The sequence below is a fragment of the uncultured Brachyspira sp. genome, from assembly GCF_944393015.1.
Lineage (GTDB): Bacteria > Spirochaetota > Brachyspiria > Brachyspirales > Brachyspiraceae > Brachyspira.
The window spans coordinates 83,626-98,375 of record NZ_CALXYQ010000002.1; the positions used below are offsets into that span (position 1 = coordinate 83,626).

The following is a 14,750-nucleotide window of genomic DNA, read 5'->3' on the forward strand; positions in this document are numbered from 1 at the left end:
TTTGTAATAAATTATTATAATTGGAAGAGTATGAGATTAAAGTGTTATATAAAATTTAAAATATTAATTTTATTTTCTTTTATTTTGTTTGCTTGTGCATCAAGTCAGAAAAATACTGATTATGCATTTGAAAGCAGACCTTTTTTAAGAGAATATAAAAGATATTCTTTAACATCTGGTGAAGTAAATCCGGCATTAGATGCTGTAATTGATAGAGAAGGTACTTGGATTTATTATTCAAGGGAAAATGCCGGAAATACTGATATTTTTGCAGTAGATTCATATACTTTAGAAACCTATAGATTAACTAGAAGTCCTGGAATAGATACATCTGTTTCTGTCGATGATAAATCTAAATATATAGTATTTTCTTCAACTAGAGATGATGCTTTCGGAGATATTTATTTATTCAAGCTTTATAATCTTGGTATACGAACTTCCAAAAATAATTTAGAAAATTTAGAGCAAAGTATTATAAGGCTCACTGATTATAAGGGGTATGATACTGATCCAGTTGTTTCTCATAAAGGTAATTCTATAGCTTTTATTTCAGATAGAGACGGCGGAATTAAAAAACTTTTTACTGTTAAACCTAATGGTAAAGATCTTCAGAAATTATCAGATATTGAAGCCAGTTCCCCAGCATTTTCTTTTGATGATACAAAAATAGCCTTTATTACTTCTAAAATAGGGGAAAGATATTCTCAATTAGTTTTATTAGATTTAAATGCTGATACTAATTCTCAAACAAATTTAACTATACTTACAGATACCGATACATTTAAATTTAATCCTACATTTTATAATGATGATACTATTATTTTCTTTGAAATAGAAAAAGATTCTGACAGAGACGGCAATTTAACCTATTATGATAAAAGACGTTTAATGTCATATTCTTTGGCAACTCATCAATATTATGTTTTATCAGAAGATACACAATTAACTACTTTTGATGTTGCATATCCTTCCGCTTTAGTAGGTGCTTATGTTGTAAGCGAAGATGGTACAACTGTAGTAACAATGGGGTCTACTAAGGAGTATTTTATAAAAGATGCTAATTCTGCAACTATGTATAATAGTTTTGTAGAGCTTCCATACAATAGAAAAGTTGATGTTATAGATAGATTTGCTGAATATTTTCCTTTTTCTGAAGATCAAAATAACGTTGCTAAAGCATATTTTAATATGATGATATCATCATACACTAATAATAATCTTAAAGAATATAATAATACTAAAAAAGTATTAACATCTGAATATTTAGATACATTTCCGGGATTTTTAACATCAAAAATAGATGAGAATTTTGATACTAATAATAATTGGTTTGATATAGGATCTTATACAAATGAATATTTTTTAACTAATAATGATTTGGAAATGACAAATCTAATAGCTTGGACAGGATATATATCAGCCAATGAAAAATATAAAGCTAATAAAAATAATAAAGATACATTTTCAATTTTAACTGAACTTCTTAATTTGAATATTAATAAAGATTTGTATTTGCTTATAGCTAAATTATATGCACATTCAGTTGAAGATAATGGATATAAATACCCTGAAGATGATGATATTTATAATAATCCTTATAAAAGAAAAGATTTATTATTTTCAGATAGATTGGAGATCGCAAAAGATTTCATAAAGGATTCAAAAATTTCTTATGATACTATAATAGAAAATTCACATCCTTATGCTCCTTTAGCTGTGGCTACAAGACTTATATATTTAGACGGACTTATACTTTCAAGAAATTATGATGATGCTACTAATTTGTTTAAGCCTTATGTTGAATCTAAAAATGATATAATGCTTGCCTTGGGATATTATGCTAATGCTAAGGTTCTTATGGCAGAGAAAGATGACGGATCTTATGCTTTGTTTAAAGAAGCATTAAGTTCAGGCGGAAAGAATTTTGATTCTACTTATGAAGCTCAGTATTGTAAAGATACATTAGCTGATTATTATAAATCTTTAGCAGATAAAGCCTACAATGAAGGTAAATATGCAGCTGCTTATGATAATTATAATGAAACTTTGAAATATAACCCTAATGATACTTCATCATCATCAAGAGTTATAGAGAGCGGACTTAGAGCTTACAGTACAATAGAGTCTCTTGAAGAAACTATATTTGAGAGAGAGAGAAATATCTTATCAACTAGATATTCTTCTCATGAGGCACATGCTGAACTTGCAAATGCTTATTATTATTTGGCTAATAGATATTATGGTATAGCTATATCAAAACAGTATAGTCCTGAACGTTATGTTGTAAGCGAGAAAAAAAGAGAAGACGGATTTTATTTGTATTTAAATAAGGCTTTTGATACTATAGTTGAAAAGGCTGCTTCATATATTAATTTTGCCATATTCTTATATCCTGATGAAGAAAATTATTATGTAAAAAAAGCTGAGATGTTAACATTTGCTCAGGCTTTAAGAATGCAGGTTCTTCAAGATGAAAAAATATCTAGAAGTGTAATAGAGTTAGTACCAGCTTATAAAGATAATGCTATTACTAATGGTCAATATATGGGTTATAATATGCTTGCATTCCAAACTCAGAATTTGGATTCAGAAATTATAGATTCACTAATAATGGCTAAAAGTAAGGTAAGAACTAAACCTAATGTTGTATCTATAATGCTTGCCAATTCTTATTTGATAAATGGAAGATATTCAGATGCAGTTAATGAATATAAAGAAGCTGAAAGTTTGCTTAATCAAATAGGAACTGATAAGAGTAAGGCTTGGTATCATTTCTTTTATGGTTATTCTTTATGGATGAACAATGATATAAAAGGAGCTTATGCTGAATATGATAAAGCCCGTGCTTTGTTTGAAAAATTAGGTGATAAGGAAAGTGTATACAAAATAGTTGGATATACTTCTGTTGCTGCTATAGAACAAGAAGATTATGAAAAAGCTATAGAGTATTTATTAGAAAGAGATAAACTTACAAAAGATGATGTTAATAAAAATGAACTTAATCAGCTTTTACTTGCTGCATGTTATTTAAAATTAGAAGATTATAATAATGCTTTGGCTTATTGTGATAGTGTAAAGGCTCAAATAGATAGTTTGGATTCTTCTGTTTATACTCCTAATTATGTTAGTATTACTTTATATGGTGCTAATATTAATGTGGTGAATTTGGGACTTGCTTCATTTGGAGGATATATACCTGGAGAACCTTTAAACGTAGATAAACAGCAGATGCTTTATTCTATATATCAGGAATTGTATGAGAAAATGGGAAGATATTCTGAAGCCAGAGAGGCTTTATCTTCATACCGTAATTATATTATTCAGGATAAGCCTAAAAAATCTATTCAGCCTTTAATGCTTGCTACATACTATAACAATGAAGGATATCTTTATTACAGACAGGGAGATCAGTCAAATTCTATAATGTCTTTCAAAACTTCTATAGAAGAATATCAGAAAACTTTAGATAAAAAAACTTTAGAAAATAATCCTAGTCTGCAGTATCAGAATGCTGAAAATGATGCTAAAAACTATTTAAGTTTATCATCTTTATATTTAAGATATTTATCAGAAAATGATTTAACTTCTATTAAAAGAGAATTCTTTATAGAATTATTTAATACTACTAAAACACTTCAGATATTATCTACAAATAATGTTGTAAGTACAAAGGATAGATTATTATTATATTCTCATATAGCAGCTTTCAATTATATAATGGCATTCAAACTTACAGCTGATAATAGTGTTAATTATAGAAAAAAACAATCAGATGATCCTACAGATATGAGAGATCATGATGTTAATGTACAAAGATTATCTATGCTTAAAGATGCTATAGATAGATATAAATATATTTTATCATCTAATTCTAATTTTCCAGTAGATCTAAAAACAGAAATTATTATAAGATATAATTTAGCTAAAGCTTATGAATTAGCCGGATATATAGAAGAAGCGGCAAGAGAATATATGTCAGCATTCTCAAAAGCACAGACTTCTGCATTTGCTGTTGAAGAAATAGCAATACTTACTACCTTGATTGATTTCAGCTCTAAATATAGAAATAGATATCCTGATAGTTTGGATTATCCTGTGCAGTATGTATTTAGAATATTAAAAAGATTAAGAGAAAGTGTATTTATGATAACATTTGTAGAAGATAATAACTTTATATTAAGACAGGCTAAATATAAAGTTATAGAGTTTTTACAAGACAGTTATCCTGATGCTAGTATCAATATACTTGCTATGTTTGATGCTATTGATATGCGAAGAAAATTCTTAGATAGAAGACTTTATACTTTGGGTGAAAATAATTATTACTTAAGAGAATATTATAAACTTTATGAAAAAGCTTTATACTCATATCAAATGTATTTAAATGCTGTAGCTACTCCTTATGACAGTAAGATGGAAGCTGCTATGCTTAAAGAAATATCTAAATATGAAAAAGAGGCTATAGAAAAATTCTCTAATACTCCTATAGAGCCTATAGTTATATGCGATGTTAAACCTGAAGATATTGATAAATCTATGCGTAAAGATGAAACTCTTATTTGGGATACTTATTTAGGATATAGATTCGTTAGAGAAAATGGAAAAACTAAATTCTATATGCAGACTAATGCTATGCCTAAAACTAAAAACTATGTTACTCATATAGGATTCAGACCTATTGTTATAAGCAATAAAAATATTTTTGTAAGAGAATTGTACGATTCAACAGAATATATGCTTCCGGTAAAAACTGCTTATATAGATAGCAAATTGATAGCATTCTTTAGAACTACTAGAAATGCTCAGAAAGAAATAAATAATAGTATGACTATGGCAAGTAATACCAATGCCACTAATAGTGTTTATAGTTATAATAATTTGACAAATGATAATGAATTAAATAATAATTTATATATGAATGTTTCTTATAATCCTGAAGAGACTAATACTATGTCTTCAAATGATATGTCTACAAATATGACTTCTACAAATACAGTTTCTACAAACAGGAGAAGAAGAGGCAATTTCAGATTTATAGAGTTAAAAGATATTATTACTAATTCTTATGTTCCATTGGTTACTGATATAACAGGTGCTAGTGCTTCCGATATATCTAATATAATGAAAAAGAATTTGTATATAGTTTATTGTGATAATGAAACATTTACAAATAATAGGAGAGTTATAAGAAATATAAATAATATAGCTTTAGTTGTAGGAAAAGGCGGAAAAGATTCTAGAGTGATGTTCTACACTAATTATTTCAGAAAACTATCATCTAATTCATTGGAAGTTAGTATGAAAGGCTATGATAATAATATGTTTACTGTATATGGAAAACCTGATTACAGTGTATCTTCATTATCAAATGCAGCTTATGAGTTTAAAACTAGACTTTATAATTCTTATTCGGCAAGTGCATCTCCAAGTATGACAATGATGTCAAATGTTATTGCTTATTCTCAAAGCGACAATGAAAAGATGCTTAATTATGCTAGAATTGTTGAAGATAGATATTCTGTTAGAGATACAAATACAGCTTATTTATTTTCTGAAGAAGGATATAAATTCTTTGCAAGTTCATATACTAATATAAGCGATTCTAATGCCTACAGATTTATAAAAGCAATGCTTCCTGTTTATAGAAGAATGGGAGAAGAATGGGCAGTTAAAGGTGCTAACAGAGCATTGCATTTTATGTATTTGTATACTAATAATAATTATGATTTAATAGATGAATACTTTACACCTAGAACTTTATCAAGATTCTTAAAAGCTAAAAATGATCCTAAAGAGTCTGTAAGATATTTGAATTATATTGCAAATAGGGTAGACGGAGAAAATAAAGATAAAATTTTAGAAGTTGCCGTTCTTTATGATTTAATATATGCTAAGACTCCTATTGATACAGTAACTAATTTCTTGAATAGAATGCAAAATACTAATGAAGTATTAACTGTTGCAAATACTATTATGAATAAAGATGCAACTAATGAAAATGATATATTCACTACTATGAATTATATTTATGGAAATCAATATATATTTGAAGCTGAAACAGTAGCCTCTTTTGCTAATAGATTCTATTCATTATATAAAACTAATTCAGCTTATATATACGGATTATTAAATAAAATAAGAGTTCCTGAAAGTAATTTTGATAATAACATAAAAGATGCCTATGAAATATTCTCTAATGAAAATACTAATACTATGTTCATATTCTATGCTTATGAGGATAATAAATATGCAGCTTATAGTTATGTTATAGGCGACAGTGAAGTAAAAAAAGCCGTTTTGATAGACAGGGATAAACTCAATACATATTTAAATAGTTTTACAAATGTGGCAAAACCAAGGGATAGAAGAAATTCATTGAAATCTATTCAAAGTGCTATGCTTTCATCTGATATAATTAAAGATGCTGAAAGAGTGAAGACTATATACATAACAGGTTCGGCTGCTAATTTATTTACTGTTCCTTTTGCATATTTGGAGGCATTCCAGAATAATGATGTTATAAAAATAAGAGAGTTCCAGTATTCTCCTTCATCTATTTTAGATGTTGGTAAGCCTTCTATAAAACTTAATACTGAAACTAACTTCTATACTTCATTAGAAAGTTTAGCTGTAAAATCATTCGATAATGCGAATGGAAAAATACCTTTAATGCATTATATAGGAATAGATACAAATAGAAATAAGCCTTATGATGATATGGATATTTTCTTATCTCCAGCTAGAAATAATGATATAAACAGATATTTAAAAGCTAGAAATGATACTAAACTTTTATTTACATATACAACTAATGCTTCAGGTGATTATTATACTGTGATGAAGTATTTATATAATAATTTTGATAAAGGTATAATTGATTCATACAGATATATAAAGACATATAGAGTTCCTGTTAATGCTATAAACCCAAATGACAGAGATACTTTATATATGGCTAATTATGCTTTATTTGATTATATACTTCCTGGTATACCTAAGAATTATGTTGATAAATAAATTTTACTTTATTAGCGATATTTATCTTTTTTAGTAAAAATTATTTACTTTTTCTTGACATTTTATTTACAATGTATTATAATATTATTATAATTAATTAATAAAGGAGTGTTTATGAAAAAGATACTTATCGCAATTATTAGTATTTTTATAATGCAATTCAGCACTGTTTTTGGCGATTTTCATGCTGGTATAGGATTATACATACCATTAGGTGCATCTATATCTCAAAGCTATCAGGATCATAAATTGGGAGTTAATAGCAGCGATGGTAAATTAACTACCGATGCTGGTTTTGAATGGGGTGTTGGAATAACTCCTGGTATATATAATGGTTTTGATAATTTTATGGGATTTTCTATAGCATTGGATTTGGCTTATCATAGAGAAGTTTATGCATTTAATGAAAGCAAAGCAGCAGGAACTACAGGTCAATATCAAAATGTAAAAACAACTTATTATTTCGACACATTGAATATAGGCATACTTCCTAAATTTAATATATATAATTTCTTTATAGGATTAGGTGCAGGAGTTAAAATTCCATTGGCTGGAGGAGAATCTACAAAAAATTATAATTCCACTTATAATCAATTTGAAAATTCTAATAGTTATTATACTTTAAATGATATTAAAAATAAATATCAAATGTCAGTAATTCCTTATCTTAAATTAACAGTGGATTATTTATTCTTCTTTAGCGATGAAACAGCTTTAGGATTAGGTCTTTATGTAGGATATGATTTCGGACCTGGAAGAGTCAATGATTCAAGATTTAGTAAAAATGATTATGGTGCTGTTGATATAGGCGGACAATTCAGTTTATATTTAGTAGACAATTAATATATATTCTCAATAGTTTTTTAGCAGGGTATTTATTATCCTGCTTTTTTATTTAACTAATATATTTACTTATAAAATTTTTGATTGTATTCCAATATAAATCTTCATTACTGAAAACAGCAGATATATGATGCCCATCTTTTATAATGAGTTTTTCTTTTTCAGAGGAACAAGCATCATAAAGTTTATTAGCCATATTATAATCTACAAGCTCATCTTTATCACCATGTATAAAAAGAATAGGTATTTTTGACATTGCCACTCTTTTTTTAACATCAATATCTTCAAATGAAAAACCTAATCTTATTTTTGACATTAATGATGTTGCTTCAACTATTGGAAGAAAAGAAAATTTATATGCCATGTCCAATCTTCTTTTTAACTGCTCATAGGCATTAGTAAAACCAGCATCCTCTATTATTGCCTTTACATTATTTGTGTTATCTTCATTACAGCACATCATGACAGCATTTGCTCCCATAGAAATTCCGTAAAGAATTATTTGGCTATCATTATAATTATCATTTATATATTTTATCCAAGCTAAAACATCTAATCTTTCTAAATATCCTAAAGAATATATTTTTCCTTCGCTTTCTCCATGAGTTCTTAAATCTATTGCTAATATATTAAATCCCATATTATAAAATTTTTCTATAAAATATTTCATATATGAGCCTCTTGCTTCATAAGGGTGAACTATTATAACATATACATTGCTTTTATTATTTATAAGATGAGCATGCAATTTTAAATTATCACTTGAAGTGGTATATACATCTTTTTGAGAGCTTTCAAACCATATTCTTCTTTCTTCTTTTATACGTTTTTTTTCTTCGCTCTCTTCCTTACCACTTTCTTTTCTTTCAAATAGTTTTTTATTTGTTTTTATTAGAAGTTTATTGACGAAGTGATTTGAAATTATTGTTAGTATTATTAGTAAAAAAATTATTATGGAAAGTATAATATATAATATATATTGCATTAAATATCCTTAATTTTTAAATCAATGCAATATATATTATATTTTTTTATTAACTTTGCAATATAGTATTTATCAACCTAAAGCCACATCTAAAACCATCATTATAGCGAATCCGAATATAAAACCGAATACACCAAAATGGTTATGTTCTTCAGCAACAGCTTCAGGCACAAGTTCTTCTATAACAACATACATCATAGCACCGGCAGAAAAAGCCAAAGCTATTGGAAGTATTATTGTGAGTTTTGTAACAGCCAAAGCACCTATAACGGCAGCAATAGGCTCTACTATTCCCGATATTGCACCGAGTGAAAAAGATTTTAATTTTGATACCCCTGTTGTTTTGAGAGGAAGAGAAACCGCAGCACCTTCAGGGAAATTCTGCAAACCTATACCAAGTGCTAAAGCTAATGCAGCATTGAATGTTACTCCGCTGTCCCCAACAGAAAAAGCTCCGAATGTTACACCTACTGCTAAACCTTCAGGTATATTATGTAAAGTTATAGCTAAGAATAATAGTATGCTTTTTGATAATTGAACTTTAGTACCTTCTGTTTCTTCATGACCATTTACTATATGCATATGAGGCATTACTTTATCCAATACCCATATAAAAAATGCCCCTAATAAAAATCCTGCTACTGGTATTAACCAATTAGGAAGATTAGTATTTTCTGATAATTCTATTGAAGGAGCAAGCAATGACCAGAAACTAGCAGCCGTCATAACTCCTGCTGCAAATCCGTACATAGTTGCTAGTAGTTTAGGTTTTATTTCTGACATAAAGAAAAATACAAGTGCTGATCCTAATGCTGTAAATGCAAAAGTTATACCGCCTCCAAATAATGCCAACGATACAGGTGAATAATTTTCTATCATTTTTATACCTTTTGTTTTTATTTTTTATGAAATTATTATATATATTATGAAAATTAATTTCAATACTTATTGATAATAATTACTAATAATATTATTTATTTTTTTATTATAATATAGATTAATTTTTCATTTTGATTTATTATATTTATATTGCAATAGTTTTTTAATTATAAAATTATATTTTAATTATTAGGAGAATTATTATGAGTAATTATAATGAAGATAAATATTTTGATAAAGATTGTATATTTTGTAAAATTATAAAAGGAGAAATTCCTTCACAGTTTATAAAAGAAAATGAATACTGCGTGGTATTTAAAGATTTAAATCCTAAAGCAAAAGTACATTTACTTGTTGTTCCAAAGCCTCATGTTAAAAATATATTGGAAACAGATGAGTTTATAATGAATAAGGTTCTTGAAACTATAAAAGAAGTTGCTAAAGAACAAGGTTTGGAATCTTTTAGAATAATGAATAATTGCGGTGCCGGAGCAGGTCAGACAGTATTCCATGTTCATTTCCACATACTTTCAGGCGATAATTTAGAAGAATAATAAAAATAGATTATAATTGGAGTTAACATAATGATAGACAGTCATTGCCATCTTACATATATATCTAAAAAAAGCAAAGATTTAGAGGAAGTTTTAGAGCGTGCTAATAAGGCAGGAATATTTTATTTTGTAGATATAGGAGTTCACCCAGATGATATAGATGAACGTATGTTTATATTATCCGATGCTGAAGGTGTATTTTTTAGTATGGGTTATTATCCTGATTATGCAAATGAGAATGATGAAGACACTTTAAAAGCTTTTGAATTAAAAATAAAAAATTTAAATAAAAAAACATTAGAGAAAAGAAACAAATCTATATATGCAGTAGGAGAAATAGGACTCGATTATTATCATAATGAAGATAATAAAAATGAACAAAAAGCATTTTTTAGAGCTTTATGCGAGGCAGCAAAAAATGTTGATTTACCTATATTGATTCACAGCAGAGATGCTTTCAAAGATACTTTTAAAGTTCTTAAAGATGCCGATTTGCCAAAAAGAGGAATATTTCATTGTTTCAGCGGAAATGTAGAGGATGCAAAAAATGCTTTGGATTTGGGATATATATTATCTTTTTCAGGATCTTCCACATATATGAAAAATGATTTTATAAGAGATGCTGTAAAATATGTACCTAAGGACATGTTTACAATAGAAACTGATGCTCCTTATCTTACTCCTCAGAAGGTTAGAGGCAGAGCTAACGAACCTTCTTTTATTCCTTATACAGTAGAAGTACTTGCAGAGGTTAGGGGAGAAAGCAAAGAAGATATTATGAGAACTGCTTTAGAAAATGCTGTAAGAGTTTTAGAATTGCCTGTAGATTTGAATAGAATATGATTAATATAGAAAAGCTCTCAATAATGTAAAGACTATTATCGAGAGCTTATTTTTTATATTATTTTTTAATTAATAGATTTAACAACTTCTTTTAATTTGTTTAAATCATCAGCATTAGGGTGTCCCATAGCATTATCATAATTTGCTAATTTAGCTTGAACAACTTTTTTCTCATCTTCGCTTGCAGCTTTTTCAAGCATGTTTTCTAAATTTTTCTTTTGTCCGTCTATCCATTGACCCTGACAAGCATAAGTACCAATTAAATTATTTGAAGAATCCAAGAAAGTTTTAGCTGGATTAAGCATTTTATCATAATAAGCCTGATTATCACCATAACCAACAGTCATAAATAAGAATACTTTTTTATTTTTTAATGTCTGCATAAACTTTCCAGCAGCTTCATCGCAAGTACCTTTGTAGCTTCCAGCACCAACGAATACTATATCTGAATCATTAACTTTGTTATTGTCTACTGCATCAGCCTTTACGCATTGAAGACATTCTCCATTAGCAGCTTCTTTTATAGCCAAAGCCAATTTTTCAGTATTTCCGCTTTTACTTGTATAAACAATAGAATATTTCATTTTTTAACTCCTTTTGTTAGATTATTCTAATTTATTATAACATTTTTTAAAAGTTTAGCAATATACTATGTAGTAGTATTTTATTTATTTTTTATATTGACTATTTTTTGATACTTGCTATTGTATGTAAAATATGTTATAATATGGAAATTATAAAGTGAAATTTATTATATTATTATTTAATAGAGTAAATCAAGGAGAAGGCAAATGGAAGTTATCTTAAAAAAAGATTTTATATCATTAGGTTATGAAGGTGATATATGTAAAGTAAAAGACGGCTATGCAAGAAATTACCTTATTCCAAGAAATATAGCAGTAGTAAAAAATGCTGCTAATTTAAGAACTTTAGCTCAAATGCAAAAAAGCTTAGAAAAGAAAAGAGCTAAAAGAAAAATGGAAGCAGAAATATTAAAAGGTAAAATTGTGGACATTACTGTTGTTATACCTATGAAAGTTGCTGAAAACGGCAAATTATATGGTTCAGTAAGCCAACAAACTATAGTTGATGCTTTGAAAGAAAAAGAAATTGATATAAACAAACGCGATGTTCATATGGAAAAACATATAAAAGAACTAGGTGACTTTGAAGTAGAAATCAAATTATACCATAGCGTTAATGCTAATATCAAAATTAAAGTTGTAAATGTAGATGAAAATCCAGCTGCAGAAGAAGTTAAAGAAGAAAATAATGCAGCAGTTGAAACAGCATCTGCAGAAGCTTAAGTAAAAAGCTAATATCCAATTAATAGGCATAATATTTAATGAATAATACACCCTGCTCAATAGAGGCTGAAGAGTCTCTATTGGGTGCCATGCTTCAAAATTCTCAGGCTGTATCTGTCGCTATATCCAAAATAAAATCTACTGATTTTTACAGTGAAAGAAATCGTATGCTCTATGAAAGCATTTTAGAAATGCATAATAGAGGAATAGCCATCAATGCAGAAACAACTTTAAGATATCTTAAAGAAAATGGTTTATTTGAAAAAATCATTCAAAATGATGAAGCATATTTGATTCGTATTATAGATGGGACTCCTTTTCATCAGAATGCCAAATATTATGCTGAAATTATTGCAGAAAAATCATTATTAAGAGATTTGATAACTGTTTCTCAGGATATACAAAAATCAGCTTATGAGGCAAAAGATGCTGAAACTAAAGATATTGCTGATTTTGCTGAGAAGAAAATATTTGAAGTTACTCAAAGAAGACTTGATAATGATTTTATTCATATAAGAGATTTACTTTATGAAGCTTTAACCACAATAGAAAGCAGAAAAAAACATAAAGGTACTGTTACAGGAGTACCTTCTGGTTTTATAGCACTTGACAAGGTTACACATGGTTTTCAGCCATCAGATTTAATAATATTGGCTGCAAGACCTTCTGTGGGTAAGACTAGTTTTTCTTTAAATATAATAGAACATGTCATTACAAATATAGAAACTTCTAACTTCGGTATTGGCTTCTTTTCTCTTGAAATGAGCAGAATGCAGCTTGTAGAAAGATTAATTGCAAGTAAGGCTAGAATAAGTTTATCTAGGATAAGATCCGGAGATTTAGAAAAACAGGAATGGACTAAACTCGGACAAACTTTTAATAGCTTATCTCAGGCAAATTTATTGATAGATGACTCAAGCCAATTAACTATTATGGAAATAAGGGGAAAGGCTAGGCAAATGAAATATAAATTTGCTGAAATGAGTAAAACAACAGGCAAAGAAATAGATTTAAAATTAATTGTTGTTGATTATTTGCAGTTAATTCATTCCGGTTCTAATGCTAGAAGAAATGGTACAAGAGAGCAGGAAATAGCTGATATTTCAAGAGGGCTTAAAGCATTGGCTAAAGAGCTTAATGTGCCTGTTATATCTTTGGCGCAGTTATCAAGAGCCGTTGAACAAAGACAGGATAAACCAAGACTTTCAGATTTGAGAGAGTCAGGTTCTATAGAGCAGGATGCTGATATAGTCATGTTCTTGCATAGACAAAAGCCTAATAAAGAAGGCAAAGATGATGAAGTCATAGATGAAAGAACTAATCAAGTTGAAGTTATACTTGCAAAACATAGAAATGGTGCTATACATGATGGTATACCGCTTCACTTTATAGCAGATCAAACTAGATTTGAAAATATTTATAATAGCAGCGAGTCTTAATTATAAGGAGTAATTTTATTATGGAATTATTTGATATGAAAATAGAATTACGAAAGGGTATAAAAAATAAAGTAGTAGGTTTTTTGGCAACTTTGGGGGAATTTGCAGCTCTTATTATAGAAGTGTTCAAATACACATTCAGACCGACATTCTCATTTAAACTTTTAAAAGAACAGATAGTAAGAATGGGTGTTGATTCCTTTGTTGTTGCTTCCGTTACAGTGCTTTGTACAGGAATGGTTATGTCATTGCAGATAGCCGTAGTTCTTGACAGTGTATTGAAAGGTATATCGCAATTTGTAGGTTCTATGGTTGGTAAAGCTATGGTTAAGGAGTTATCTCCTATGCTTCTTGCCTTGATATTTGCAGGAAGGGTTGGAAGTTCTGTTACTGCTGAGATTGGTACTATGCAGGTAAGTGAACAGTTGGATGCTTTAAAAACTTTATATACCAATCCTATAGAGTATGTTGCTGTTCCTCGTTTCTGGGCTGCTGTTATATCACTTCCTATGCTTACAGTTTCTGCAGATGTTATAGGTGTTTTAGGAGGTGCCATTGTTACAGTATTTGTTTTACATAGCGATCCTATGCATTATTTTGACAGAGCGATTTCTGTAATAAGTATGGGAGACTTTATAGGAAGTTTAATAAAGTCTACAATATTCGGTGCTGAAGTTATGATTATATCTTGTTTTTATGGCTTTAGAACTTCAGGCGGTGCTGAGGGAGTAGGTAAGGCTACTACTATAAGCGTTGTTTATAGTTTTATGATAATACTTATAACTGACTATATACTTGTTTCTATACTTGGTATGTTTGGAATGTAATTATAATTCATATACATAAAATGAGCAGGCAATATGAAATTGAATTATTGTCTGCT

General features: G+C 28.5%; 10 protein-coding genes. 7 read left to right on the forward strand and 3 right to left on the reverse strand.

The genetic code is table 11. The annotated features are described in order from the left end of the window. Positions 1–30 precede the first annotated feature (30 nt). Together Q0K19_RS01295 and Q0K19_RS01300 are read left to right on the forward strand one after the other, a co-directional pair. Entirely contained in the window at positions 31–7,017 is a 6,987-nt protein-coding gene (locus Q0K19_RS01295) for an ABC transporter (protein ID WP_297244835.1), read from the forward strand. Positions 7,018–7,131: 114 nt separating this feature from the next. Further along, complete coding sequence (locus Q0K19_RS01300) at positions 7,132–7,860, forward strand: hypothetical protein (protein WP_297244836.1); 729 nt, start codon at positions 7,132–7,134, stop codon at positions 7,858–7,860. 52 nt (positions 7,861–7,912) lie between these two features. Here Q0K19_RS01300 and Q0K19_RS01305 read toward each other — a convergent pair whose 3' ends face one another. Both Q0K19_RS01305 and Q0K19_RS01310 read right to left on the reverse strand, forming a co-directional pair. Continuing rightward, complete coding sequence (locus tag Q0K19_RS01305) at positions 7,913–8,845, reverse strand: alpha/beta hydrolase (RefSeq protein ID WP_297244837.1); 933 nt, start codon at positions 8,843–8,845, stop codon at positions 7,913–7,915. Between the two features lie 72 nt (positions 8,846–8,917). Further along, positions 8,918–9,724: a ZIP family metal transporter gene (locus tag Q0K19_RS01310; RefSeq protein ID WP_014487603.1), complete on the reverse strand. Its 807-nt coding sequence runs from the start codon at positions 9,722–9,724 to the stop codon at positions 8,918–8,920. Positions 9,725–9,927: 203 nt separating this feature from the next. Here Q0K19_RS01310 and Q0K19_RS01315 point away from each other — a divergent pair, with 203 nt between their 5' ends. Together Q0K19_RS01315 and Q0K19_RS01320 are read left to right on the forward strand one after the other, a co-directional pair. Beyond that, positions 9,928–10,278 carry a histidine triad nucleotide-binding protein gene (locus tag Q0K19_RS01315; RefSeq protein ID WP_014487604.1) on the forward strand — a complete coding sequence of 117 codons (351 nt, stop codon included), beginning with the start codon at positions 9,928–9,930 and terminating at the stop codon, positions 10,276–10,278. Between the two features lie 30 nt (positions 10,279–10,308). After that, positions 10,309–11,121, forward strand: a complete 813-nt coding sequence (locus tag Q0K19_RS01320) for a TatD family hydrolase (RefSeq protein ID WP_297244838.1) — start codon at positions 10,309–10,311, stop codon at positions 11,119–11,121. Positions 11,122–11,186: 65 nt separating this feature from the next. On the opposite strand, the gene Q0K19_RS01325 is transcribed toward Q0K19_RS01320, so the two are convergent. After that, the gene (locus tag Q0K19_RS01325; protein ID WP_297244839.1) at positions 11,187–11,705 is read right to left on the reverse strand and encodes a flavodoxin family protein; all 519 of its coding nucleotides are present in this window, start codon (positions 11,703–11,705) and stop codon (positions 11,187–11,189) included. Positions 11,706–11,912: 207 nt separating this feature from the next. Here Q0K19_RS01325 and rplI point away from each other — a divergent pair, with 207 nt between their 5' ends. From rplI to Q0K19_RS01340, 3 genes are read left to right on the forward strand one after another with little or no spacing between them, the layout of a single operon-like run. Then, positions 11,913–12,428 (forward strand): 50S ribosomal protein L9, encoded by a 516-nt coding sequence (rplI, locus tag Q0K19_RS01330; RefSeq protein WP_014487607.1) that lies wholly within the window; start codon positions 11,913–11,915, stop codon positions 12,426–12,428. A gap of 38 nt (positions 12,429–12,466) precedes the next feature. Beyond that, on the forward strand, positions 12,467–13,867 hold the full coding sequence (dnaB, locus tag Q0K19_RS01335) for a replicative DNA helicase (RefSeq protein WP_297244840.1): 1,401 nt from the start codon (positions 12,467–12,469) through the stop codon (positions 13,865–13,867). A 20-nt stretch (positions 13,868–13,887) separates the two neighbouring features. Next, entirely contained in the window at positions 13,888–14,694 is an 807-nt protein-coding gene (locus tag Q0K19_RS01340) for an ABC transporter permease (protein WP_297244841.1), read from the forward strand. Positions 14,695–14,750: the final 56 nt, after the last annotated feature.

Coding starts and splice junctions, on each gene's coding strand:
- Q0K19_RS01295 (WP_297244835.1), top strand. CDS start 31: ATGAGATTAAAGTGTTATATAAAATTTAAAATATTAATTTTATTTTCT.
- Q0K19_RS01300 (WP_297244836.1), top strand. CDS start 7,132: ATGAAAAAGATACTTATCGCAATTATTAGTATTTTTATAATGCAATTC.
- Q0K19_RS01305 (WP_297244837.1), bottom strand. CDS start 8,845: ATGCAATATATATTATATATTATACTTTCCATAATAATTTTTTTACTA.
- Q0K19_RS01310 (WP_014487603.1), bottom strand. CDS start 9,724: ATGATAGAAAATTATTCACCTGTATCGTTGGCATTATTTGGAGGCGGT.
- Q0K19_RS01315 (WP_014487604.1), top strand. CDS start 9,928: ATGAGTAATTATAATGAAGATAAATATTTTGATAAAGATTGTATATTT.
- Q0K19_RS01320 (WP_297244838.1), top strand. CDS start 10,309: ATGATAGACAGTCATTGCCATCTTACATATATATCTAAAAAAAGCAAA.
- Q0K19_RS01325 (WP_297244839.1), bottom strand. CDS start 11,705: ATGAAATATTCTATTGTTTATACAAGTAAAAGCGGAAATACTGAAAAA.
- rplI (WP_014487607.1), top strand. CDS start 11,913: ATGGAAGTTATCTTAAAAAAAGATTTTATATCATTAGGTTATGAAGGT.
- dnaB (WP_297244840.1), top strand. CDS start 12,467: ATGAATAATACACCCTGCTCAATAGAGGCTGAAGAGTCTCTATTGGGT.
- Q0K19_RS01340 (WP_297244841.1), top strand. CDS start 13,888: ATGGAATTATTTGATATGAAAATAGAATTACGAAAGGGTATAAAAAAT.